This window comes from Saccharopolyspora sp. NPDC045839, assembly GCF_056431645.1.
In genome coordinates this window covers 156,386-178,656 of the sequence record NZ_JBWKKH010000006.1, presented here as the reverse complement: position 1 = coordinate 178,656, position 22,271 = coordinate 156,386, and the positions used below count along the sequence as shown (strand labels likewise).

21 protein-coding genes are annotated in these 22,271 nt (G+C 69.4%); 7 read left to right on the top strand and 14 right to left on the bottom strand.

Translation table 11 applies throughout. The annotated features are described in order from the left end of the window. Positions 1 to 7: 7 nt before the first annotated feature. Both AC07EQ_RS11305 and AC07EQ_RS11300 read right to left on the bottom strand, forming a co-directional pair. The gene (locus AC07EQ_RS11305) at positions 8 to 352 is read right to left on the bottom strand and encodes a MerR family transcriptional regulator (RefSeq protein WP_478387888.1); all 345 of its coding nucleotides are present in this window, start codon (positions 350 to 352) and stop codon (positions 8 to 10) included. A 212-nt stretch (positions 353 to 564) separates the two neighbouring features. Beyond that, a complete protein-coding gene (locus AC07EQ_RS11300; protein ID WP_478387887.1) occupies positions 565 to 1,761 on the bottom strand; it encodes an integrase core domain-containing protein in 1,197 nt (398 codons plus the stop codon). A 218-nt stretch (positions 1,762 to 1,979) separates the two neighbouring features. On the opposite strand from AC07EQ_RS11300, the gene deoC reads away from it, so the two are divergent. Genes deoC through AC07EQ_RS11285 form a run of 3 tightly spaced genes read left to right on the top strand, consistent with a single transcriptional unit; the run spans position 1,980 to position 5,258 of the window. After that, positions 1,980 to 2,948, top strand: coding sequence for a deoxyribose-phosphate aldolase (gene deoC, locus AC07EQ_RS11295; RefSeq protein WP_478387886.1), 969 nt, complete (start codon positions 1,980 to 1,982; stop codon positions 2,946 to 2,948). Continuing rightward, a complete protein-coding gene (locus AC07EQ_RS11290; protein WP_478387885.1) occupies positions 2,948 to 4,387 on the top strand; it encodes an aldehyde dehydrogenase family protein in 1,440 nt (479 codons plus the stop codon). Before deoC ends, AC07EQ_RS11290 begins: the two co-directional genes overlap by 1 nt. Continuing rightward, complete coding sequence (locus AC07EQ_RS11285; protein ID WP_478387884.1) at positions 4,380 to 5,258, top strand: aldehyde dehydrogenase family protein; 879 nt, start codon at positions 4,380 to 4,382, stop codon at positions 5,256 to 5,258. The genes AC07EQ_RS11290 and AC07EQ_RS11285 overlap by 8 nt, the downstream gene beginning before the upstream one ends. Positions 5,259 to 5,714: 456 nt before the next feature. Here AC07EQ_RS11285 and AC07EQ_RS11280 read toward each other — a convergent pair whose 3' ends face one another. From AC07EQ_RS11280 to AC07EQ_RS11270, 3 genes are all read right to left on the bottom strand, one after another. Next, the gene (locus AC07EQ_RS11280; protein ID WP_478387883.1) at positions 5,715 to 6,335 is read right to left on the bottom strand and encodes an HAAS signaling domain-containing protein; all 621 of its coding nucleotides are present in this window, start codon (positions 6,333 to 6,335) and stop codon (positions 5,715 to 5,717) included. Next, positions 6,332 to 6,685, bottom strand: a complete 354-nt coding sequence (locus tag AC07EQ_RS11275) for a PadR family transcriptional regulator (RefSeq protein WP_478387882.1) — start codon at positions 6,683 to 6,685, stop codon at positions 6,332 to 6,334. Before AC07EQ_RS11275 ends, AC07EQ_RS11280 begins: the two co-directional genes overlap by 4 nt. A gap of 130 nt (positions 6,686 to 6,815) precedes the next feature. Continuing rightward, the gene (locus AC07EQ_RS11270) at positions 6,816 to 7,394 is read right to left on the bottom strand and encodes an SMI1/KNR4 family protein (protein WP_478387881.1); all 579 of its coding nucleotides are present in this window, start codon (positions 7,392 to 7,394) and stop codon (positions 6,816 to 6,818) included. Positions 7,395 to 7,654: 260 nt separating this feature from the next. Between AC07EQ_RS11270 and AC07EQ_RS11265 the strand changes: the two genes are divergently transcribed. Then, a complete protein-coding gene (locus AC07EQ_RS11265) occupies positions 7,655 to 8,881 on the top strand; it encodes a primosomal protein (RefSeq protein ID WP_478387880.1) in 1,227 nt (408 codons plus the stop codon). Between the two features lie 55 nt (positions 8,882 to 8,936). Here the strand turns inward: AC07EQ_RS11265 and AC07EQ_RS11260 are convergent, their stop codons facing one another. The 3 genes from AC07EQ_RS11260 to AC07EQ_RS11250 form a co-directional block, all read right to left on the bottom strand. Next, complete coding sequence (locus AC07EQ_RS11260) at positions 8,937 to 9,545, bottom strand: RNA polymerase sigma factor (RefSeq protein ID WP_478387879.1); 609 nt, start codon at positions 9,543 to 9,545, stop codon at positions 8,937 to 8,939. A gap of 178 nt (positions 9,546 to 9,723) precedes the next feature. Beyond that, a complete protein-coding gene (locus tag AC07EQ_RS11255; RefSeq protein ID WP_478387878.1) occupies positions 9,724 to 10,488 on the bottom strand; it encodes an IclR family transcriptional regulator in 765 nt (254 codons plus the stop codon). 117 nt (positions 10,489 to 10,605) lie between these two features. Further along, positions 10,606 to 11,694 (bottom strand): adenosine deaminase, encoded by a 1,089-nt coding sequence (locus tag AC07EQ_RS11250; RefSeq protein WP_478387877.1) that lies wholly within the window; start codon positions 11,692 to 11,694, stop codon positions 10,606 to 10,608. 323 nt (positions 11,695 to 12,017) lie between these two features. Here AC07EQ_RS11250 and AC07EQ_RS11245 point away from each other — a divergent pair, with 323 nt between their 5' ends. Continuing rightward, a complete protein-coding gene (locus AC07EQ_RS11245) occupies positions 12,018 to 13,211 on the top strand; it encodes a hypothetical protein (protein ID WP_478387876.1) in 1,194 nt (397 codons plus the stop codon). Between the two features lie 30 nt (positions 13,212 to 13,241). Here AC07EQ_RS11245 and AC07EQ_RS11240 read toward each other — a convergent pair whose 3' ends face one another. The 6 genes from AC07EQ_RS11240 to AC07EQ_RS11215 form a co-directional block, all read right to left on the bottom strand. Next, positions 13,242 to 14,549, bottom strand: a complete 1,308-nt coding sequence (locus AC07EQ_RS11240; protein WP_478388016.1) for a thymidine phosphorylase — start codon at positions 14,547 to 14,549, stop codon at positions 13,242 to 13,244. A 665-nt stretch (positions 14,550 to 15,214) separates the two neighbouring features. Continuing rightward, a complete protein-coding gene (locus AC07EQ_RS11235; protein WP_478387875.1) occupies positions 15,215 to 15,595 on the bottom strand; it encodes a cytidine deaminase in 381 nt (126 codons plus the stop codon). A 96-nt stretch (positions 15,596 to 15,691) separates the two neighbouring features. Next, on the bottom strand, positions 15,692 to 16,960 hold the full coding sequence (locus tag AC07EQ_RS11230) for an ABC transporter permease (protein ID WP_478387874.1): 1,269 nt from the start codon (positions 16,958 to 16,960) through the stop codon (positions 15,692 to 15,694). Then, positions 16,957 to 18,051 carry an ABC transporter permease gene (locus tag AC07EQ_RS11225; RefSeq protein WP_478387873.1) on the bottom strand — a complete coding sequence of 365 codons (1,095 nt, stop codon included), beginning with the start codon at positions 18,049 to 18,051 and terminating at the stop codon, positions 16,957 to 16,959. The genes AC07EQ_RS11230 and AC07EQ_RS11225 overlap by 4 nt, the downstream gene beginning before the upstream one ends. Then, entirely contained in the window at positions 18,048 to 19,598 is a 1,551-nt protein-coding gene (locus AC07EQ_RS11220; protein ID WP_478387872.1) for an ABC transporter ATP-binding protein, read from the bottom strand. The genes AC07EQ_RS11225 and AC07EQ_RS11220 overlap by 4 nt, the downstream gene beginning before the upstream one ends. A 169-nt stretch (positions 19,599 to 19,767) precedes the next feature. Then, positions 19,768 to 20,874, bottom strand: a complete 1,107-nt coding sequence (locus tag AC07EQ_RS11215) for a BMP family lipoprotein (RefSeq protein ID WP_478387871.1) — start codon at positions 20,872 to 20,874, stop codon at positions 19,768 to 19,770. A gap of 506 nt (positions 20,875 to 21,380) precedes the next feature. On the opposite strand from AC07EQ_RS11215, the gene sdhC reads away from it, so the two are divergent. Then, positions 21,381 to 21,815 carry a succinate dehydrogenase, cytochrome b556 subunit gene (sdhC, locus tag AC07EQ_RS11210; RefSeq protein ID WP_132493609.1) on the top strand — a complete coding sequence of 145 codons (435 nt, stop codon included), beginning with the start codon at positions 21,381 to 21,383 and terminating at the stop codon, positions 21,813 to 21,815. A gap of 5 nt (positions 21,816 to 21,820) precedes the next feature. Then, the gene (locus AC07EQ_RS11205; protein WP_358580210.1) at positions 21,821 to 22,240 is read left to right on the top strand and encodes a succinate dehydrogenase hydrophobic membrane anchor subunit; all 420 of its coding nucleotides are present in this window, start codon (positions 21,821 to 21,823) and stop codon (positions 22,238 to 22,240) included. Positions 22,241 to 22,271 lie beyond the last annotated feature (31 nt).

The window sequence follows — 22,271 nt, the reverse complement described above, 5'->3', positions numbered from 1 at the left end:
CCCCGGCTCAGGACTGCGCCAGGAAACCGGCGAGGTTGCTGCGGTTGCGCTGCAGTCCGGCGATCCGCTCCTCCGCGATCGCCAGTTCCCGGTCCATGATGGCCCGCACGTCCACGCACCATTCGAACTCCGGCAGTTCGCCGTGGACGCACGGCAGCACCGCGCGGATCACCTCGGTGGACAACCCCGCATCCAGCAGCGCGCGGATCTGCCGCACGACGACCACCGATTCCTCGTCGTACTCGCGGTAGCCGTTCGAACCACGCCGGGCCTCCAGCAGTCCCTGCGCCTCGTAGTACCGCAGCAACCGCGCGCTGACGCCGCTGACCCGCGCCAGCTCCCCGATCAGCATGTTCCCCACCTCGCCCGGACTCGACCTGCCGCCCCCAGTAAACCCGATGCGTCGCCCTGACCCGCTTCAACGGCCACCGCGGGTAGCCGCCAGGCCACTCGTTCCGCCGGTCAAAGCCCGTGAGTCCTTTTGGTCGCTATAGCAACTGTCATGTCTCGGTAGATGTGTCAAGGGTTTGTCTTGGATGTTGTGTCACGGTTGGTGGGTGGTTGTTAGGCGGCGGGAGTGAGTTTTCCTTGGTATCGCTGGGTTTCGTTGAGTGTGAGGGAGCCGAGGACTTCGCCGTCGGGGTTGTAGGCGGTGAGATGGCCGCCGTTGCGGAGCAGGGTGATGGTGGTGCCGGTGTGGGCTCGGCCGATCGACAGGGTGCGTTTGTCACCGAGGCTGACGGTGCCGTTGGCGGTGACGCGGACGTGGTGGATGGTGGCGTCGTCCTGACGGGGCAGGTCGCCGGGGCCGCCGTGTGAGGCCGCGGCGTTCCAGGCTTTGGCGGGGGTGGTGTCGAGGCTGCCGTGGCGGCGGCGGGTGTTGTAGTGGTCGCGGACGGCGTCCAGGCGTTGCTGGAGCTCGTCGATCGAGGCCGGGGGCTGCGGGTAGTGGTGGTCGAGGAGCTTGGCGGCGCTTTGGTGCAGGCGTTCGCACTTGCCGCAGGTCTGGGGGTGATAGGGGCTGGAGTGGATCACCCGGCTGCCGTGGCGGGCGGCCATGGTCCGGGAGAAACGGCTGGTCAGTGTCTTGTCCTTGGCGCGGTCCTTGTGGGCGAAGGCCGAGCCGTTGTCGGCCAGGATCATGCCGGGCGCACCCCAGTCGGCCGTGGCTTTGTCGATCGCGGTGATCGCGGCGTCAATGGTCTCGGCGCCGGCCACATGCGAGGCGACCCAGACCCGGCTGCAGTCGTCGATCACGTCCAGGGCCACGACCGTGGTGCCATCGGCCAGCACGTGTTCGGTGCCGTCGATCTGGTAGCAGTCCCGAGGCCGGGCGTAGCTGAATCGCCGCCACGACGAACGCGGCCGCTTGGCCGGGTTCTTGGCCAACAAGCCCTGCCGGTCCAGGATCCGGTTGATCGTCGAGCGCACCGGCACCCGCCACCCCCGCGCGGCCCAGTCCTGGGCGCCTGCGAGTGTTTCCAGCTCGGCCCGGATGTTGTCCGCACCGGCATCCGGCGCCAGCTCGGCCCGCAACCGCACGATGTGCTCGACGATCTCCGGTGAGGTTGCCGACGGCGAGGTCTTCGGGCGCCGCGACCGCGGCGCCCACTCGCCCTCGGCCGCGATCCTGGCGCGGTGCCGGTAAAACGTGCGTGGATTCACGCCGTTCACCCGGCACCACTCGGCCACATTGCCGATCTGCGCACCGGCCATCAGGGTCGCGTCCATGAGGCGCATCATCGCCTGCTTCCTCGCCATGGCCCAAGCCAAAGCGATGATCAAGCGACACATCACCAAAGACACCCGCTATGACACAACTCATCGGACTCAAGAGTCGCCATAGCAACCAAAAGTGCTCACGGGCCTTTGGGCGAAGGCCGCCGGGTGAACGGGGCCCGGCCAGGCCGGATCCGCGGCGGTTGGCGTGATCATTCCAGTCGCGGCGGGGGCTCGGGCCTAGCGCTTAGACTCCGGGCATGGCACAGTCGCCGCCCTTGTCCAAGCTCACCGCGTCCGAGCTCGCCGACGCCGTCCGGGACGACCGGTCCTTGCGCCGGTTCCTGCACGGCCTGCCCGGCGTCGACCAGGTCGGGTTGGAGCAGCGGGCCGCCGGCCTCGCGACGCGGAGCATCAAGAAGGCCGCGAAGCGCTGGGCGATCGACACCGCGATCTCGATGATCGACCTGACGACGCTGGAAGGCGCCGACACCGACGGCAAGGTCCACGCGTTGTGCGCCAAGGCTCGCCACCCCGACCCGGAGCGACCGGACACGCCGCAGGTCGCGGCGGTCTGCGTCTACTCCGACATGGCCGCCACCGCGGTCCGGGCCCTCGACGGCACCGGCGTCCAGGTGGCCTCGGTGGCGACGGCGTTCCCGTCCGGCCGCTCCGCGCTGCCGGTGAAGCTCGCCGACGTGGAGTACGCGGTGGCCGCGGGCTCCGACGAGATCGACATGGTGATCGACCGCGGCGCCTTCCTCGCCGGCCGCTACGGGCAGGTCTTCGAGGAGATCCAGGCGGTCAAGGCGGCCTGCGGCGACGCGCACCTGAAGGTCATCCTGGAGACCGGCGAACTCGCCACCTACGACAACGTGCGCCGCGCGTCCTGGCTCGCGCTGCTCGCGGGCGGCGACTTCATCAAGACCTCCACGGGGAAGGTTCCCCAGGCCGCGACGCTGCCGTTGACGCACCTGATGCTCCAGGCGGTCCGCGACTGGCGGGATTCCACCGGCGAGCTGCGCGGCGTCAAGCCCGCGGGCGGCATCCGCAACACCAAGGACGCGATCCGCTACCTGGTGGCCGTGCACGAGGTGGCGGGCCCGGAGTGGCTCACCCCGAAACTGTTCCGATTCGGTGCGTCCAGCCTGCTCAACGACCTGTTGATGCAGCGGCGCACCCAGCTCGACGGCCACTACAGCGGCCCCGATTACGTGGCGGTGGACTGATGATCGATAGCCCGTGGGAGTACGCACCGGCGCCGGAGTCGCGGGAGATCGCAAACCTCAAACCCAGCTACCGGATGTTCGTCGACGGCGAGTTCGTCGACGGCGGCGGCGAGCCGCTGAAGAGCATCGACCCGGCCACCGAGGAACTGCTGGCCGAGGTCTCCAGCGCCTCGGAGTCCGATGTGGACACCGCGGTCCGGGCGGCGCGGCGGGCCTTCGAGGACACCTGGTCGACGATGCCGGGCCGGGAACGCGCGAAGTACCTGTTCCGCATCGCCCGGCTGATCCAGGAACGCGCCCGCGAGCTCGCGGTGCTGGAATCGCTGGACAACGGCAAGCCGATCAAGGAGTCGCGGGACGCCGACATCCCGACCGCGGCCGCGCACTTCTTCCACCACGCCGGCTGGGCCGACAAGCTCGGCTACGCCGGCTACGGCCCCGACCCGCGGCCGCTCGGCGTCGCCGGCCAGGTCATCCCGTGGAACTTCCCGCTGCTCATGCTGGCCTGGAAGATCGCCCCGGCGCTGGCCTGCGGCAACACCGTGGTGCTCAAGCCCGCGGAGACCACGCCGCTGACGGCCCTGGTGTTCGCCGAGATCTGCCAGCAGGCCGGGCTCCCGCCGGGCGTGGTGAACATCCTGCCGGGCGCCGGTGACATCGGCGCCGCGCTGGTCGCGCATCCCGGCGTCGCCAAGGTCGCGTTCACCGGCTCCACCGAGGTCGGCAAGCAGATCCAGCGCAGCGTGGCCGGCTCCGGCAAGAAGCTGACGCTGGAGCTCGGCGGCAAGGCCGCGAACATCGTCTTCGACGACGCGCCGCTGGACCAGGCCGTCGAGGGCATCGTGAACGGGATCTTCTTCAACCAGGGCCACGTCTGCTGCGCGGGCTCGCGGCTGCTGGTGCAGGAGTCGATCGCCGACGAGCTGCTCGAGAAGCTGCGGATCCGGGTGCGGACGCTGCGGGTGGGCGATCCGCTGGACAAGAACACCGACGTCGGCGCGATCAACTCCGCCGAGCAGCTGGGCAAGATCACCGAGCTGGCCGCCAGCGGCGACGCCGAGGGCGCCGAGCGCTGGACCAGCCCGTGCCCGCTGCCGGAGAAGGGATTCTTCTTCTCCCCCACGGTCTTCTCCGGCGTCCACCAATCGATGCGGATCGCGCGCGAGGAGATCTTCGGTCCGGTGCTCTCGGTGCTCACCTTCCGCACCCCGGCGGAGGCCATCGCCAAGGCCAACAACACGCCGTACGGCCTGTCGGCCGGGATCTGGACCGAGAAGGGCTCGCGGATCCTGTGGGCGGCGCAGCAGCTGCGGGCCGGCGTGGTGTGGGCGAACACCTTCAACCGGTTCGACCCGACCGCCCCGTTCGGCGGCTACCAGGAATCCGGCTTCGGACGCGAAGGCGGCCGCGCCGGTTTGGAGGCGTACCTCGATGTCTGACAACCGCACCCCGGAGCGGCTAGCCGTGGCCAAGACGTACAAGCTCTACATCGGTGGCTCGTTCCCCCGCTCGGAGTCGGGCAGGGTGTACCCGGTGCACGACGGGCAGGGCGAGTTCCTCGCCAACGCCGCGCACGCCTCGCGCAAGGACGTCCGCGACGCGGTCGCGGCGGCCCGCAAGGCCTTCGCCGGCTGGTCGGGCGCGACGGCCTACAACCGCGGCCAGGTGCTGTTCCGCATCGCCGAGGTGATGGAGGGCCGGCGCGAGCAGTTCGCCGCCGAGATCGCCGCCGCGGAGGGCCTGTCCCACGACCAAGCCTTGTCCACAGTGGATCGCGCGGTGGACCGGATGGTCTGGTACGCGGGCTGGACGGACAAGATCTCGATGGTGCTCGGCGCCGCGAATCCCGTTGCGGGACCGTACTTCTCGTTCAGCGTCCCGGAGCCCACCGGCGTGGTCGGCGTGCTCGCGCCGCAGGACTCCGCGCTGCTCGGCCTGGTCAGCGTGGTGGCCCCGGTGATCGCGGCGGGCAACACCTGCGTCGTGGTCGCCAGCGCGGACCGGCCGCTGCCAGCCGTGACCTTCGCCGAGGTGCTGGCGACCTCCGACGTGCCCGGCGGGGTGGTCAACGTCCTGACCGGCCAGGCGGCCGAACTCGCGCCCTGGCTCGCCGCCCACGCCGACGTCAACGCCCTGGACCCGACGGGCGCCCCGGCGGAGCTGCGCACCGAATTGGCGCAGGCCGCGGCGGACACGGTCAAGCGGGTGCTGCCGGTGCGCGGCGAGCCGGACTGGGCCCGCGAGCCCGACCTCCAGCGCCTCCGGGCCTTCACGGAGATCAAGACCGTCTGGCACCCCGTCGGCACCTGACGAACCGAAGAGGATCCGCAATTTCAATGGAAATCGAAGGTCCAATTTCCATTGAAATTGCGGAAGTTGTCCACAGGAACCGGCGTGTCGTGGCCCGACACACCGACGACCGTGGACGACCCGCAAGCTCCATTGAGCGTTTTCATCCTGATCGACCCGCAGTCGCGGGTCGCAAAGCCGCACGTCGATGGGGGGTCGCATGCGCCGCAGGCGCATAGCCCACCTACGGCACCGGCACCGCCGCGGGTTCACCGTGCCCACCCCTCCGGGGTTCTCCCGGCGAGGACGGCCCCTCCGCCGTGTATTGGACATACCTCAGGAGGGGCACCCACAGACCAGGAAGCCTCTGAGGTTCCACTACCCGCACCGCCACGCAAAACGAGGTTGGAAAAACCTCATTGAAATCGAAGGTTCGATTTCAATGGAACTTGCGGGCCTCGGCGCGGGTCGGTGGGTTCAGCTGGTCTTCGGGTAGACCACGCGCCCGCGCCGGATCGCGCGTGCCAGCATGCCGATCACGCCGAGCACGAGCACCCCGCCCAGCGCGATCGCCGCCCAGCGCGGCATCTCGTACAGCGGCGTCACGTCGTCGAAGACCGAGCCGATCACGATCTGCGACGCGATGGACAGCGCGAAGGTCACCACTGCCGCAACGGCGTAGACCTGGTTGCGGGCCTTCGCGGTGAAGGCCGCGAAGAACAGCATGGTTCCCGACACCATCAGCACCAGCAGCGCCACCAGCGCCACCGTGTCCTTGAGGGTGTACGGGATCGTCGCGGTGTCCGCGAACAGCCCGTCCAGCAGGTAGTCCGAACCGAACATGGTCAGCGCCGCCACCGCCGCCCCGCTGGCCACGACCTCCATCGCGGACCGCTTCCCGGTGCCGCGGTCGAGCTGCTCCGCGACCTGCGCGGCGTATTCGCGCGGTCGCCCGAAGGCCTCGATCGGGTCTTCACCGGTCTCCGTCACGTGCGCCTCGACCTCGGCGAGCACCTCGCCGACGCGTTCGCCGGAGATCTCGTGCATCCGCAGCGCGACCAGCAGCTCGTCCCGGTATTTCTTGTCCAGCGTCATCATTCCTGCACCCCTCGTTGCACGAGCCGGATCGAGTTGTTCGCGAACTCGATCCACTTCGGTCCCAGTTCGGCCAGCGCCGCCCGCCCCTCATCGGTCAGCGCGAAGTACTTGCGGCCTGGCCCGCCTTCGCCGGCCCGCCATTCGGCCCGCAGCAACCCGTCCGCGGCGAGCCGGTTGAGCAGCGGGTAGAGCGTGCCGGCCTTCATGTCGGGCAAACCCGCCTCTGCCAGCCTCTGCAGCAGCGTGTAGCCGTAGCCCTCGCCTCCCTCGGCGAGCAGCGCCAGCACGGCCAGATCCAGCACGCCGCGCAGCCATTGCGTCTGCCTGGCGGAGATCCCCTTGTCAACCACGGGAACAAGGTAACACCAACTAGTGTGTCTCGCCAACTAGTAGGCGACACGCAGCCGACCTCGCTCGTCGATCTACGTGGAACCGGCTCCGCGCCGGAAGTCGCCTACCTCGCCGCGAAGGCGGGTCGCGTCAGCGGATCTGCCAGTCGAGGCGCCCGTCTTCGGTGACGGTCGGATAGCTGTGCCCCGCCGGAACTCCCTCGGTCAGCGACCGGAGCACGTCCGCGAGCATCGCCGCGACGCCCCGCCACTCCGGCCTGAGCACCTGCGCCGCCTCCTGCTCCCACTCCAGCACGCAGCCCGTCAGCGGCCCCGGCCGCAGATCCACCACGAGCTCATCGGCGAAGCCATCACCGGCGATCGGGATCCACGACGGGTGAAAGCTGGAGCCCGGCGAGCCCGCGTAGTAGTCGCAGGCCGGCCGATCCCACTGCGCCGTCCAGTTCTTGCGGTGATCCCGCCACGACTGGAGCGCCTGCGCCGCGCTGTACGGCGTGTAGAAGGGCGGCAGGACGTCGGCCAGCACATCCGCATCGGTGCCGCCGCAGCACGCCCACAGCTCGCGCAGTTCGACGGGCAGCTCGACCGCGAACTCCGCTTCCAGCTCGGCGAGGTCCGGCAGCACCGGGGAACGTAGGGCGGCTGCGGTGACGGGCGCGTGCTCCGAAAGCCAGAGCACGATCTTCGTCCACAGCTCCGTGACAACCATTCCGATCATGGTCGTCCGGAACTCGCCAAACCGGTACCGCCAAAGGTGACCCCACCGCCAGGTGCGAGCCGCCGCTGCGCCGAAGGGCGCAACGTGGATTGGACCACTGCAGCACATCCGAATGGGGATCGTTACGAACTGTTCCGTCGACCGTTGCTTTCCACGGGCTCGATACGGTGAGAGCCGGACCGGGGAACACGCTGTGAACGCGGAGCCCGTAGGCTTCCGCGAGGTCTGGTTCGGTGACCGGAGGTAGAGAGATGGCGCAGGACATCGTCCCCATCGAGCTCGGGCTCCCGCAGGGCGACGTCGTCACCCTGTGGGCACCGCGCTGGCGCGAGGACGGCGAGGAGTGGGAGGCATTCCTCGGGCACGAGGACGACCTCTATGGATTCCCCGACGCCGCACACCTGGCGGCGTTCGTGCGCACCGCCGAGGAGCACGACCTCGACGACCACCCGGCGTGGCACGTGGTCCCCGAGCTCCCCGCCGAGGACCTGAACCCGGACGAGGACCACCAGTACGACCTGGTCGGCGTCCCCGAGCTGGTCGCCGAGCCGCTGGACACCTGGACCATCGGTGAGCTGGCCGACATCGTCGAGATCGCCCGCTCGCTGGCCGACGTCTGCGAGCTGGACGCGGTGCACGACGTGCTGGACGCGGCCGACGGGTTCGCCATGCTCGACCAGGGCACATTCGCGTTCTCCGGCAAGGACGGGCAGCGCCGCTGGACCGACCTGTGCCAGGTCGTCGTCGAGCGCTGGGACGAGGTGCTGGACGCCATCGACGCCGTCGTCACCACCCCGGACGTGCCCGCCGACGCCGTCGCCACCGCCGAGACCGAACTCGCCGAGGCGCTGGAGGCCGACGACGACGAGGCGGCGAGCACCGCCGAAGCGCCCGAGGTGGACGACATCGAAGAGGTCGAGGTCGGCTTCTGGGGCGAGGTCGGCATCGACCCGATCCTGATCATCACCAGCACCGGCGAGCACTACTCGCTGCGCTGCTACCTCGATGACGACCCGATCTTCCTCGGCAGCGGCGGCAAGATCGACGTGTTCCCGTCGGCGCGCGCGCTGGCCCGGTTCCTGGCCGACGAGAGCGCCATCGAGGACACCGACCTGGCCCGGGTCGCGACCTGGTCGCAGGTCGTGGAGAAGGCCACCGCCGGCGAGCTGCAGGTCGAGGTCGACCCCGAGAACACCTACGTGCTGACCGGCCTGGACGCCGACCTCGGCGCCGGACCGTCCGAAGTGGATTCGACCCAGCTGGACCTCGCCGAGGAACTGCTGATGGACGCGGCCGCGTGGGCCGGCGACGACACCGTCGAGCAGGCGCTGCAGCCGTCGGAACGGCTCGGCTGGCTGGTTTCCTTCGTGCTCCGCCCGAACCCGAACCGGCTGCCGCCGAGCGCGCCGTTCGACGCCGAGGTCGAGACCTGGCGCAAGCTGGTGGAATCCCTGGAAGCGCGGTTCCGCTCGCACTGAACCACAGGGCACGGGTGCCGGTTTCCTCGCGAGATCGGCACCCGGGCGAGCCGCGTCAGGCCACCTCGGCGAGGAGCTCCCCGGGGGCCGCGAGCCGGCGACGGGCCGGTTCGCCCGCGCACACCTGCGAATAGGCCTCCCGCAAGCCCTTTCGCGCGCGGTAGACGAGCGCGGCCGCGCTGTTGCGGCTGATGCCCAGACGTCGGCTCATCTCGGCCGTCGTCTCCTCCTCGACCTCCATGCACCACAGGACGTGCCGCCAGCGGCGCGGCAGCCGGGCGAACGCCTTCGCCACCAGCTCGCGCTCCTGCTTGAGCACCGCGGGATCGATGAACGGCACGTGGTTCTCGGGCTGGTAGAAGCCGTCGAGCTCGGCGGCCAGGAGCACCCGGCGGTCCCGGTTGTTCAACGCCATCGCCAGGTTCCGCACCGTGGTGAGCAGGTAGGCGCGGAACGCGGAGTCCGGGCCGCCACCGCGGCGCAGGACGTCCAGGATCTTCACGAACGCTTCCGCGACCAGGTCTTCCGCGTCGCTGTGGGTGCCGACGACCTGCTTGGCCATGGTGTGCGCCGCAGTGCGATGCCGCGAGTACAGCTCACCGAACGCTTCGGTCGATCCAGTCCGAACCGCCTCCAGCAGCGTCCGATCGTCACCCGCGATCATCGTTCCTCTCACTGCTTTTGCACCGGTGGGAGACGTGCTGCCGCGGAAGCGCGGTGGCCGTCCCCCACCGGGTACGCCCCCACTGCGAGAGATGCTCGTCGGGGCCGGGACGACGAACAAGACAGAGATTTTCAGATAGTGATTACCCCTCGAAGGGGCGACGGCGACCGCCGAAATATCACCCGGCAGTGGGGAATCGGTCGGCCACCGCGAGCGTCCGGGAGATCTCCACGGCCGCGGCCCGCAACGGCCGCACGTAGGACTTGGTGTCGGCGAGCTTGCGCGCCGGGAACGAGATCGCCAGCGTCACCGGACCATTGGCGCCGATCACCGGCGCGGCCAGGCACGCGGTGCCCAGCGAGTACTCCTCGGAGTCGGAGACCACCGGCCGGACCGGGCGGTTGACCAGGTCGCGGATCCGGGTGATCGTGCGCGGGGTCAGGTCCGCGGGCGGGTGCCGGAGGAAGTGGTCGGCGCGCTCTTCGTGGCTCAGCCCGGAGAGCAGGCACTTCCCGATCGCCGTGGCGTGCGCGGCCTCGCGGAAGTCGGCCCAGGTGTCCACCCGGGGCGTGCGCGGGCTGTCGACGATCTCGGCGACCTCCACCTCGCCCTCGTGGTAGCGGGCGAGGTAGATGGCCGCGTTCAGGTCCTCGCGCAGGCCCACCATGACGGCGCGGACCTGGCTGCGCAGCCCTTGTTTCTGGCCGGCGACGTGCAGCCCGCTCACCTGCTCGCCCAGGATGAAGGCGCCATCGTCGAGCTTCTCCAGATAGCCCTCGTGCACCAGGGTGCGCAGCAGGTGGTAGGCGGTCGGCAACGCGATTCCGGTGCGCCTGGCGAGGGTTTTCGCGGTTGCACCGCCCGCGTGCTCGCCCACCGCCTCCATCAATCGAAGCGCGCGCTGCACCGATGCGATCAACGTGGGTTCGCCGCCCCGTGCCACCTGTCCCTCCTGCGCTCTGCGGCGCCGTGCTGCTCGCGCCGATCGTGAAACGAATTCAGGCTTGGCAGTATCCACCGCCGCCAAGGGGCACGCACCCGTTTCGGCGGCGATCTCCGATCATTCCGACAGCGCCGTGTAGCCGGGCTTGATCACCTCGTTGATGATCTCCAGCCGCTCGTCGAAGCCGATGAACGCCGACTTCATCGCGTTCACCGTGAACCACTGCATGTCCGACCAGCCGTAGCCGAACGCCTCGTGCAGCGCGGCGAACTCGCCGGACATCGAGCAGTGGCTCATCAGCCGGTTGTCGGTGTTCACGGTGACCCGGAAGCGCAGCTTCGCCAGCAGGCCGATCGGGTGGTCGGCGATCGACTTGGCGGCCCCGGTCTGCAGGTTCGACGACGGGCACATCTCCAGCGGGATCCGCCGGTCCCGCACGTAGGACGCGAGCCTGCCCAGGTGCACCGTGCCGTCCTCGGCGACCTTGATGTCGTCGACGATCCGCACCCCGTGTCCGAGGCGTTCCGCGCCGCAGTGCTGGATCGCCTCCCAGATCGATGGGAGCCCGAACGCCTCACCAGCGTGAATCGTGAAATGCGCGTTCTGCTGGCGGAGGTATTCGAAGACGTCCAGGTTCCGCGTGGGCGGGAATCCGGCTTCCGGTCCCGCGATGTCGAAGCCGACCACCTCCGCGTCGCGGTACCGGACGGCGAGGTTCGCGATTTCCGCCGACCTCGCGTGCTGCCGCATAGCGCAGAGCAGAGTACCGATTCGGATACGTTTTCCGGCGGCTGCGGCGCGGCGTTCGCCATCCCGGAATCCGTCCTGCACGGCCTGCACGATCTGATCGAGAGCCAGGCCCCGTTCCTGGAAGAGTTCCGGCGCGTAGCGGATCTCCGCGTACACCACGCCGTCGGTGGCCAGGTCCTCGACGCACTCGGCCGCGACCCGGGCCAGCGCCTCCTCCGTCTGCATCACCGCGACGGTCTGCGAGAAGGTCTCCAGGTAGCGCTCCAGAGATCCCGAGTCCGCCGCCGCGGCGAACCATTCGCCCAGCTCATCGGCGTTCTCGTGCGGCAGGTCGGAGTATCCGACCGCCCTCGCCAGATCGATCACGGTCTGCGGTCGCAGGCCGCCGTCGAGGTGGTCGTGCAGCAACACCTTCGGAGCCAGCCGGATGGAGTCCAGGTTCACCGGAGTCGACATGCGCCCACGTTACAGCGCGCAGGTGATCACCTCACGCACAGCTACGAACAACGAACCCGAAGAAAACCTCGGATACGCCCGGGTTTCAGGCATCGTTCAACCGGACGGCCGTCACGCAAAACTCACCCAGATGGAGGCAATCGCAACTCTTAGAGCATTCAGCAGCGAGTTCATTGGTCTTTTCGGCCTAAAAATACGCCGCCTAACGGAGTCGTAATCGGCATCGCAATCACGCAATGTATCGGGGGGCGGCTGGGAACGCGAGAACCGACTAGCTAGGCTCCTGGAGTCCTCACCCCCCTCGACGAAGGACGCCCCTAGCCGTGACCGAGAACATGTCGTTCGACCGCATGCGCAACATGCTCACGCGTGCGGCTGAGATCCGCGAGAGCGAACAGCAGCAGATCTTCGACGCCCTGGACGAGATCCATGCCCGGCTGTCGCCGCTGGAGTCCCTGGGCTCCGTGCGGAAACGCCTGTCCGAGCTGCCGGATCGCACCGAAGTCAGCGTGCTCGCCGAACGACTCGACGAGGCACTGGCCAAGCTGGAAGCGCACGACGGTGCGCTGGTCGAGCTGAAGAGCTCCGTCGACGGCCTGGTCGACAAGCTCGCCAAGCCGTTCGCGCAGCTGGACGGGCGCCTGGACGGGGTCGCGGGCCGAATGGACGGCGTCTCCGGCCGGATGGACGGCCTGGAGGACAAGCTCGGCCACATCCACAAGCGCCTCGACGAGCTCGGCCTGCACCTCGACAAGCAGGACGGCCGTCTGGAGACGCTGCCGACCGCGGTGCACGGGCCGGTGCGTGAGCGCATCGACTCGCTGGAGACCAGCCTGCGCGGGCGCTTCGCCGAGATCGACGAGGGCGTGCACGAGCACCTCGACGGCACCCGCGAGGCGCTGCAGCGCGCGGTCACCGACTCCACCGCCAACGCCCAGAACACGCTCTCCGAGGCGGTCTCCGGCTCCCGCGAGCAGCTGGACGCCAAGCTCGACCAGCTCGCCGCGCGCCCCGCCGTGGACCCGACCGACAAGCTGGACAAGCTGGCCGACCGGCTGGAGCAGCTCACCAACCGGCTGGACCAGGTCTCCGGGCGCCTCACCCAGGTCGAGGACAACGTCAACACCCGGATCGACTCCGTCGAGCAGGGCTTCACCAACCGCCTGGACACCGTCGAAGAAGGCGTCAAGAACGGCCTCGGCGAGCTCGGCGGCACGTTGTCGAAGAACCTGTCACAGCTGTCCGGCACGCTGTCCTCGCGTCCCGACAGCGAGTCGCTGGGCGCCCTGGTCCGCGAGGCCAACGAGGAGAGCGAGCGGCGGCACGCCGGTCAGCTCGACGAGGCGATGGCGACCTTCGCGGAGCTGATCCTCGGCGGCAGCGCGCCTTCCGGCCCGCCGCCGCCCACCACGCTGCCCCGGCAGCAGCGCCGCGGCCGGTCCAAGAGCGCGAAGCGCGACCCGGACAAGGCCCTGACCGCAGACGGCGACGAGGACTTCACCGCCGAAAGCGCCTAAGCCCGAGCCGCGCGCCGACCGGCCCCCAGATCAGGGTGGTCCGGCCGGTGCGCGGTCCACGACCACTCGATCCAGGATCAGCGGCGTCGACACCTCGTCGGCGCCGCTGATCTCGTATGCGCCCACCAACGCCTCCCTGGCACCAGCGACGGTTTCCGGCCGGTCGGTGTGCAGTTCCAGAAGTGGCTGGCCCGCCGTCACGCGATCGCCGGGCTTCGCCAGGCACAGCACTCCTGCGGCGTGCTGGACGTCGTCCTCCTTGCGGGCCCGGCCGGCTCCGAGTCGCCACGCCGCGATCCCGACCCCGTACGCGTCGAGCCTCGCCAGCGTCCCGGTTTCCGGTGCGGTGACGACCTCGACGTGCTCGGCCTGCGGCAACGCGGCCTCCGGGTCGCCGTCCTGGGCCCTGATCATCCGGCACCACGAGTCGTACGCCCGCCCGTCGGCCAGCACCTCGGCCGGGTCCACATCGGGCAGACCGGCGTGCTCGAGCATCTCGCGGGCCAGCGCCAGCGTCAGTTCCACGACGTCCGGCGGCCCGCCGCCCCGCAGCACCTCCACCGCCTCCGCCACTTCCAACGCGTTGCCGACCGCGCGGCCCAGCGGGACCGACATATCGGTGATCAACGCACTGGTGCGCAGGCCGTTGGCCGTGCCGATCTCCACCAGCGCGGTGGCCAGCTCCCGCGCCTGGTCCAGGTCCTTCATGAACGCGCCCGAACCGCACTTGACGTCCAGCACCAGCGACTGCACGCCCTCGGCGATCTTCTTGCTCATGATCGAGCTGGCGATCAGCGGGATCGACTCGACCGTGCCCGTCACGTCGCGCAGCGCGTAGAGCTTGCGATCGGCGGGGGCCAGCCCTTCCGTCGCGGCGCACACCACCGCGCCGACGTCGTCGAGCCGGTCGCGGATCTCGTCGGGCGACAACCGGGCGCGCCAGCCCGGGATCGACTCCAGCTTGTCCAGTGTGCCGCCGGTATGGCCGAGTCCCCGGCCGGACAGCTGCGGCACCGCCGCGCCGCACGCGGCGACCAACGGCGTCAGCGGCAGCGTGATCTTGTCGCCGACGCCGCCGGTGGAATGTTTGTCCACAGTGGGCCTTCGAACCCCGTCCAGCACCAGCGTCTCGCCGGAGGCGACCATCGCCGCCGTCCAGCGCGCCGTCTCCGCCGGAGTCATACCGCGCAGCAGCACCGCCATCGCCAGCGCGGCCATCTGCTCGTCGGCGACCTGACCCCGGGTGTACGCGTCGATGACCCAGTCGATCTGCGCATCGCCGAGCACCTGCCCATCGCGCTTCGCGCGGATCACGTCAACAGCGGAATGCACCGCCACCACCTCCACGGCTCGCAACAACTTCCTGCCTATATAGAGGAACGAACCCCGCCAACAGATACACCCCGATCGGATGATCATCGCCAAAACCCGCACGCACGACCGAGAATTCGCAACCTACCCGCGTGCACTGTGGATTTCGACGGCCAGTCGGAGCACGTTCCCGAAGCGCTGGGCTCGCCCGGTGTTTCTCCCCGAGCCAAGCGGCCAAGCCTTCGCCGACGAGTCGTTCCGCGAAGCCGAAGTCGGCGGGTACTACATCCTCGCTGCGGTGGTCTTCGAGGCCGCCACGCACGATCTGGCTAGGTCGGCGATGTACGAGCTGCGCGGCAGCCGCAACGCGTACAAGCTGCACTGGAACGAGATGACTTCGCAGGAGAAGCACAACGCGGCGAAAACCGTGGCCGAGCTCGAAGGGTTTCACATCGTCGTGATCGGAGCCCCGTGCCTGGGCGACGGCAGGAACGCGCCTCTAGCAGCTGCCGCGAGCTCCTGGACGCTCGGCTCTACCAGATCGATTTGGCGATCGACTACTAACGGCCTCAGGACATGCGTTAGGCCAGGGTCCCGGTCTGCCCCGGGAAGCACCTGGCCTAGCGACTCGCTCGACACCCACGGTGCCGAGCTCCCACAACGCACCATACACCGCTTTGCGCAACGACTGCCTACAGTTCGAAGGCGTCGGGGAGGACTTCGGTCATCGGGAGCACTCCTCGCGGCGTGTCCACCAGGCAGTCCCGGCCGCCCAGTTCGAAGAGGAGCTGGCGGCAGCGGCCGCACGGCATCAGCAGGTCGCCCGTCCCGCTCCGGCAGGCCACCGCGACGAACCGGCCGCCGCCGGTCAGCCGCAGTTGGCCTGCCATGGTGCACTCCGCGCACAGCGTGAGCCCGTAAGAGCCGTTCTCCACGTTGCAGCCGACGACCATCCGGCCGTCGTCGCACAGCGCCGCCGCTCCCACCTGCAACTTCGAGTACGGGCAGTACGCCAGCGCCGCGGCCTCCACCGCCGCGGCGCGCAGCGCCTCCCAGTCCACAGTGGTCGTCACTGGTCCGTTCGCTCCGATGTCGGTTTGGTCTTTTCTTCAAGCGGCGAAGCCGCTTAGCCCACCCGCGCCGCTACGGAAAACGAGCGGAAACAGTCCTCAATCCTCGCCCCTGCGGTATTGCAGGCCGTTCGCTGCGGGTGGTCGTAGTCGTTGCGACGCCGCCGCGAGGATCACCAGCGTGACGAGGTGCGGGGTGTAGGCCGTCAGTTCGTCCGGGAGCTCGTCGGTGAACCAGTACACCGAGTACGTGACCGCCGCGAACACCAGGGCCACCCCGGCGCCGAACCACATCCGCCGCCACAGCTGCACGGCCACCACCACGATCAGCAGCAGCGTCGCCGCGTACAGCAGCGCGTGCACGCTGGTCTCGCCGCTGCGCAGCTGCAGGCCGTCGGCGTAGCCGAACAGCCCCGCGCCGCCCAGCAGGCCGCTGGGCCGCCAGTTGCCGAAGATCATCGCCGCCAGGCCGATGTAACCCCGGTTGTTGGTCTGGCCCTCCAGGTAGCCGGCCTGCCCCGGGTTGAGGATCAGCGCCGCGCCGCCGATCCCGGCCAGCGCGCCCGAGATGATCACCGCGAGGTACTTGTAGCGGTAGACGTTCACGCCGAGCGACTCCGCCGCGACCGGGTTCTCGCCGCAGGACCGCAGCCGCAGCCCGAACGGCGAGCGCCACAACACCAGGTAGCTCACCGGCACCAGCAGGTACGCCAGCATCGTCAGCGGCGAGACCTCGGTGACCAGGCCGCCGAGGATGCCCGCGAGGTCGGAGATCCCGACCCGCTGCAGGTCTTCCAGCTGCTGCAGCCAGGTGCCCAGCGGCTGCGCCGAGTAGGTGTCGAACTTCGGCACCGGCGGGGATTCCCGCGGGTTCCGCGAGATCGGCTCGAACAGCAGCGTCGACAGGTACTTCGCGGTGCCCGCGCCGAGCAGGTTGATGGCCACACCGGACACGATGTGGTTGACCCCGAAGGTCACCGTCGCCACGGCGTGCACCAGGCCGCCGAGCGCGCCGAACACCGCGGCGGCGACGAGCCCGGCCAGCGGTCCCCACTGGTAGCCGGCCCAGGCACCGCCCCAGGTGCCCAGGATCATCATGCCTTCCAGGCCGATGTTGATGACCCCGGCTCGCTCCGCCCACAGCCCGCCGAGGGCGGCCAGCAGGATCGGGATGCCCAACCGGACCGCCGCCTGCACGGTGCCGGACGAGGTCAGCTGCGGCACGCCGGTCTGGTAGGAGGTGATCGACACCGCCAGGAAGCCGACCGCCACCCACAGCAGGACGCGGGCCCAGCCGGGCATCCGGCGGCCGAGGACGCCCGGTTTCCGGTCCGCCGGGGCCGATGATTTGGTCGCGACCGCGGTCATGCCCGCTCACCTCCGGTTCCGGCGGCGGCCGGGGCGGCCGCGGTGCCCAGCGCACGCCCGACCCGCCGCTGCTCGGCGGCGAGTTCGCGGCGGCGCACCAACTCGTACGCGACGACGACCGACAGCACGATCGCGCCCTGCAGGATCGTCACGATCTCCTTGGGCACCCCGATGTTGTCGAGCGTCAACGAGCTCTTGTCCAAGAAGGACCAGAGCAGCGCGCCGAACGCGACGCCGATCGGGTGGTTGCGGCCGAGCAGCGCGATGGCCAGTCCCGCGAAGCCGTACCCGGTCGGGAAGTTGAGCGTGAAGGTGTGGTCGCGGCCGAGGATCTCCGGCAGGCCGGCCAGTCCCGCGACGGCGCCGGAGATCAGCATCGCGGACATGACCATGCGCTTGGAGTTCACGCCACCGGCGGTGGCCGCGGTCGGCGACAGGCCGGACGCCCGCAGCTCGAAGCCGTAGCGGGTCCGGTCGATCAGCACCGCGTAGCCGACGCCGACGGCGGCCGCGAGCAGCACGAGGCCGAACATGGTGCCCGCGCCGCCGAACGGGATGCCGGGCACCTGGCCGCCGTCCGGGATGATCTTGGTGCCCTGCGTGTTCCCGCGCAGCTCGCCGAAGGTCGGGACGAGGTAGGCGACCACGCCGATCGCCAGCATGTTGAGCATGATCGTGGAGATCACCTCGGACACCCCGCGGTAGACCTTGAGCAGCGCCGCGATGCCGCTCCACGCAGCACCGACGACGGCGCCGACCACCACGATCACCACGGCGTGCAGCCCGAACGGCAGGCTGATGGCACCGCCGACGATCGCCGCCACGCAGGCGGCCAGCTTGTACTGGCCTTCGATGCCGATGTTCAGCAGGTTCATCTGGAACCCGATCGCGGCCGCGATCGCCACCAGGTAGTACGCCCCCGCCGTGTTGACGATGTCCACGGAGGTCGTGCCGCGGGCGACCTGCGCGATCATCTCCGCCAGCGTCGCGAGCGGGTTCGCGCCGGAGACCAGCAGCACCACGCTGCACAGCACCGCGGCGAAGACGATCGCCAGCGCCGGTGGCAGCAGCCGTGCGCGCCACGTGTTCATGCCGCCTCCCCTGCACCGGTCATCGCCGCACCGAGGTCCTCCGGGGTGACCGAGCGCGGGTCGGCCGTCGCGACCAGCCGCCCCCGGAACATCACCCGGATGGTGTCGGACAGGCCGATCAGCTCGTCGAGGTCGGCCGAGATCAGCAGGACCGCCAGGCCGGCCGAGCGGGCGGCGCGCAGGTGGCCCCAGATGCCCGCCTGGGCGCCGACGTCCACGCCTCGTGTCGGGTGCGCGGCGATGAGCAGCGCCGGGTCGCCGGAGAGCTCCCGGCCGACCACGAGCTTCTGCTGGTTGCCGCCGGACAGCGCGGCCGCGTCCACGTCGATGCCGGGCGTGCGGACGTCGAACTCGTCGATGATCCGCTGGGTGTCGGCCTTCGCGCCCGCCCGGTCCAGCCAGACCCCGCGGGCCGCCGGCCTGCGGGTCTGGTAGCCGAGGATCCTGTTGACCCACAGCGATTGCTGCAGCAGGAGGCCCTGCCGGTGCCGGTCCTCCGGCACGTAGCCGATGCCCGCTTCGCGCCGCGCCAGGGTGGACAGGCCGGTCAGGTCGTGGTCGCCGAGCACCACCCGGCCGGCGGTGACCGACCGCATGCCCATGATCGCCTCGACCAGCTCGGTCTGGCCGTTGCCCTCGACGCCGGCGATGCCGACGACCTCGCCGGCCCGCACCGTCAGGTCGACGTCCGAGAGCACCGCCCGGTCCTGGTCCGATGCGGAGAGACCGGTGACGACCAGCACCTCGCGGTCGGTCACGGTGGATTCGCCGTGCTCGGGCACCGGCAGCTGGCTGCCGACCATCATCTCGGCGAGGCCGCGGCTGCTGACCTCCGCAGCCGGCACCGTGCCGACCGTGGTGCCGCGCCGCAGGACCGTGATCGTGTCGGCGATCGCCCGGACCTCGTCGAGCTTGTGCGAGATGAACAGGAACGTGAAGCCCTGTTCCCGCATGGTGCGCAGGGTGTCGAACAGCTCGTCGACCTCCTGCGGGACCAGCACGGCGGTCGGCTCGTCGAGGATGATGATCCGCGCGCCCCGGTACAGGACCTTGAGGATCTCGACCCGCTGCCGGTCGGCCACGCCGAGCCCTTCGACCAGCGCGTCCGGGCGCAGCTCGAAGCCGGCCTGCTCGGCGAGCTCCAGCACCCGCCGCCGCGCCTTCGCGCCGATGCCGTGCTCGCGCTCCGCGCCCAGCACGACGTTCTCCAGCACGGTCAGGTTGTCGGCGAGCATGAAGTGCTGGTGCACCATGCCGATGCCGGCCCGGATCGCCTCGGCGGGCGTGCGGAACCGGATTTCCTCGCCGTGCACGCGGATGGTGCCGGAGTCCGGCGCCTGCATGCCGTAGAGGATCTTCATCAGGGTGGACTTGCCGGCGCCGTTCTCGCCGCACAGCGCGTGCACCTCACCGGCGCGCACCAGCAGGTTCACATCGGAGTTGGCGACCACGCCGGGGAAGGTCTTGGTGATGCCGGTCAGTTCGACGGCCGGTGCCCCGGCCGCGCCGGGTGGGCCGCCGGATTCCGGCGCAATCGAGGTGTTCATGGGGCTCCGTGGGACGTCGACACGGGCAGCGAAGCAGAAGGACGCTCAACAATGGACGGTTTCGGCGAGAACGTGACGATCTTGGCGCGAACCCGCCAACCGATCCGTTGCCGGGCGAGGGGCACTCCCGACGCGTCGTCCGCGCCGGAAGTGCCCCCCACCTCGGATGTCACGGCTTGTCGGAAACCTTGATATCGCCGCGGGCGATGGCCGCCTTGTAGGCGTCCACCGTGGGCACCAGCTCGTTGATCTTGCCACCGGAGGTGGAGTAGCCCACGCCGTCGATGCCCAGGTCGAACTTCTTCGGCAGCGAGCTCAGATCGTTGCGCGCGACCGCCGCGATGTAGTCGTACACCGCGAAGTCGACCCGCTTGAGCATGGAGCTGATGATCACGTCCTTGTACTCCGCGACCGTCGGCTGGTTGTACTGGTCGGAGTCCACGCCGATGGCCTGTGCGCTCGAGGACTTCACCGACGAGAACACGCCCTTACCGGAGGCGCCCGCCGCGTGGTAGATCACGTCGGCGCCGGACTCCAGCTGGCTGGTCGCGACCTCGGATCCCCGGTTCGGGTCCTGGAAGCCGCTGAAGTCACCGGCCGGCGACAGGTACTTGCTCTCGATCTTGATGTCCGGTGCGGCGGCCTTGGCGCCCGCCACGTACCCGGCCTCGAACTTCTCGATCAGCGGCGTCTTCACGCCCCCGACGAAGCCGATGTGGCAGTTCTTCGACCGGTGCGCGGCGATCACGCCGACCAGGAACGAGCCCTGCTCCTCGGCGAACACCAGCGACGTGACGTTCGGGATCCCCTGCACGTCCTCGTCGATGATCGCGAACTTGGTGCCCGGGAACTCCGGCGCGACCATCTTGATCGAGTCCGCGTAGGAGTAGCCGACCGCGATGACGGGGTTGTAGCCCTCGCGCGCCAGCTGCCGCAGCCGGGTCTGCTTGGCGTCCTCCGGCTCACCGGCCCCGGCGTCGAGCTCCTTGATGTCGCTGAAGCCCATCTGCGTCTTGGCGCGGTCCAGGCCGGCGACCGAGGCGTCGTTGAACGAGGCATCCCCGCGGCCACCGATGTCGAAGGCCAACCCCACCCGCATCCCGGCGGCCTGCGGGGCGGGCTGCTGCTGCTCGATGGCCGAAGTGGTCGGTGCCGCCCCCGCAGGCGGCGCGCTCAGCTGACACCCCTCCCCCTGGGCGTTGCTGGTTCCACCACCTCCGCTGTCCTTGGCACAACCCGCCAGCGCCAAGGCGCCGGTGAGCAGCACTGCGACCATTGTGGCGCCGTTCCGGCGCACTCCTCCGGCACCCGAGCGCCTTCCCCAAGTCGGCGTTCGCCGCATGCCGTTCCCCTTTCCTGTCGGTCCCACCGCGCCCCCATCGCCGCTCCGGTTTGGCCGGAGGTCCGCGGCGCCGGGTGAACTCCACACGAAGGTGTTGTCTCCGGTGAATTGTTCTTCCGGGGCGCGGCGCACGCCATTCGGTGACGTGGCTCTCGAAATTAAGTCTTGACGCTGCCGCTTGTGCATTGCTCGCATGTCACGAAATGGTTTCTACATCGATCAACCGAGATGGGGCGCTTGTCTGGTCGATCACAGACGGCGCAGGCGAGTAGGCCGGGGCGATTCGTCGGGTCTAGCATCCGATGAGTCAAGGCCCCAGTTCGTGGCCGGTGACGGGCGTGCACCCAATGCCAATTGGGACCAACTGCAACTCGGGGCCGGTCGCCCCTTGTTCCCGAACGGGGCCGTCAGTCCACCAGCGAGGTTGGAGGCCTTCCACCATGGCCAGCACCACCGCCTCCGCGGCCGAGGCCCCGCAGCGCGCCACCGCACCGCGCGCCAAGGGGCGCCTCTACCGCGGCGATCTGGGCATGTGGTCGTGGGTCGCCCACCGGATCACGGGCGTACTCACCTTCTTCTTCTTGTTCGTACACGTCCTGGACACGGCCCTCGTCCGGGTTTCGCCGAACGCGTACGACACGGTCATCGAAACCTACAAGCACCCCGTGATGATCCTGTTCGAGCTGGGTCTGCTGGCGGCTGTGCTGTTCCACGCGTTCAACGGCATCCGGGTCATGCTGGTCGACTTCTGGGCCAAGGGCACCAAGTACCAGAAGCCGATGCTGTGGACGGTCGTGGTGCTCTGGCTGGTGTTGATCATCCCGGCCGCGATCAGCCTGATCAGCCGCGCAGTCACGGAACTCTTCGGGGGTTGAGCAAAATGACCGTCACCGACGCATCGCTTTCCGTGGAGAAGCCGCGCACTCCGTCGCGCCCCGCCGCGCGCCGCAACAACTTCGAGCTCTACAGCTGGTTGTTCATGCGGCTGTCCGGTGTGCTCCTGCTGTTCCTGGTGCTGGGCCACCTGCTGATCATGCTGTTCCTGGACGGCGGCGTTCACAAGATCAACTTCGCGTTCGTCGCCGGGCGCTGGGCGTCCCCGTTCTGGCAGTTCTGGGACCTCACCATGCTGTGGCTGGCCGGCCTGCACGGCGGCAACGGGCTGCGCACCGTCATCAACGACTACTCCCGAAAAGACGGCACACGCTTCTGGCTGAAGATGCTGCTGTACGTCTCGGTCTTGCTGACCGTGGGTCTGGGCACCTTCGTTCTCTTCACCTTCGACCCGAACATCGGCTAGCGCCGCAGACGACCACAGCGTGGCGAGATCG

What these genes read in the sequence shown, in the direction of transcription:
- AC07EQ_RS11305 (WP_478387888.1), bottom strand. Translation starts at nt 352, where the DNA reads ATGCTGATCGGGGAGCTGGCGCGGGTCAGCGGCGTCAGCGCGCGGTTG.
- AC07EQ_RS11300 (WP_478387887.1), bottom strand. Translation starts at nt 1,761, where the DNA reads ATGGCGAGGAAGCAGGCGATGATGCGCCTCATGGACGCGACCCTGATG.
- deoC (WP_478387886.1), top strand. Translation starts at nt 1,980, where the DNA reads ATGGCACAGTCGCCGCCCTTGTCCAAGCTCACCGCGTCCGAGCTCGCC.
- AC07EQ_RS11290 (WP_478387885.1), top strand. Translation starts at nt 2,948, where the DNA reads ATGATCGATAGCCCGTGGGAGTACGCACCGGCGCCGGAGTCGCGGGAG.
- AC07EQ_RS11285 (WP_478387884.1), top strand. Translation starts at nt 4,380, where the DNA reads ATGTCTGACAACCGCACCCCGGAGCGGCTAGCCGTGGCCAAGACGTAC.
- AC07EQ_RS11280 (WP_478387883.1), bottom strand. Translation starts at nt 6,335, where the DNA reads ATGATGACGCTGGACAAGAAATACCGGGACGAGCTGCTGGTCGCGCTG.
- AC07EQ_RS11270 (WP_478387881.1), bottom strand. Translation starts at nt 7,394, where the DNA reads ATGGTTGTCACGGAGCTGTGGACGAAGATCGTGCTCTGGCTTTCGGAG.
- AC07EQ_RS11265 (WP_478387880.1), top strand. Translation starts at nt 7,655, where the DNA reads ATGGCGCAGGACATCGTCCCCATCGAGCTCGGGCTCCCGCAGGGCGAC.
- AC07EQ_RS11260 (WP_478387879.1), bottom strand. Translation starts at nt 9,545, where the DNA reads ATGATCGCGGGTGACGATCGGACGCTGCTGGAGGCGGTTCGGACTGGA.
- AC07EQ_RS11250 (WP_478387877.1), bottom strand. Translation starts at nt 11,694, where the DNA reads ATGTCGACTCCGGTGAACCTGGACTCCATCCGGCTGGCTCCGAAGGTG.
- AC07EQ_RS11230 (WP_478387874.1), bottom strand. Translation starts at nt 16,960, where the DNA reads ATGACCGCGGTCGCGACCAAATCATCGGCCCCGGCGGACCGGAAACCG.
- AC07EQ_RS11225 (WP_478387873.1), bottom strand. Translation starts at nt 18,051, where the DNA reads ATGAACACGTGGCGCGCACGGCTGCTGCCACCGGCGCTGGCGATCGTC.
- AC07EQ_RS11220 (WP_478387872.1), bottom strand. Translation starts at nt 19,598, where the DNA reads ATGAACACCTCGATTGCGCCGGAATCCGGCGGCCCACCCGGCGCGGCC.
- AC07EQ_RS11215 (WP_478387871.1), bottom strand. Translation starts at nt 20,874, where the DNA reads ATGGTCGCAGTGCTGCTCACCGGCGCCTTGGCGCTGGCGGGTTGTGCC.
- sdhC (WP_132493609.1), top strand. Translation starts at nt 21,381, where the DNA reads ATGGCCAGCACCACCGCCTCCGCGGCCGAGGCCCCGCAGCGCGCCACC.
- AC07EQ_RS11205 (WP_358580210.1), top strand. Translation starts at nt 21,821, where the DNA reads ATGACCGTCACCGACGCATCGCTTTCCGTGGAGAAGCCGCGCACTCCG.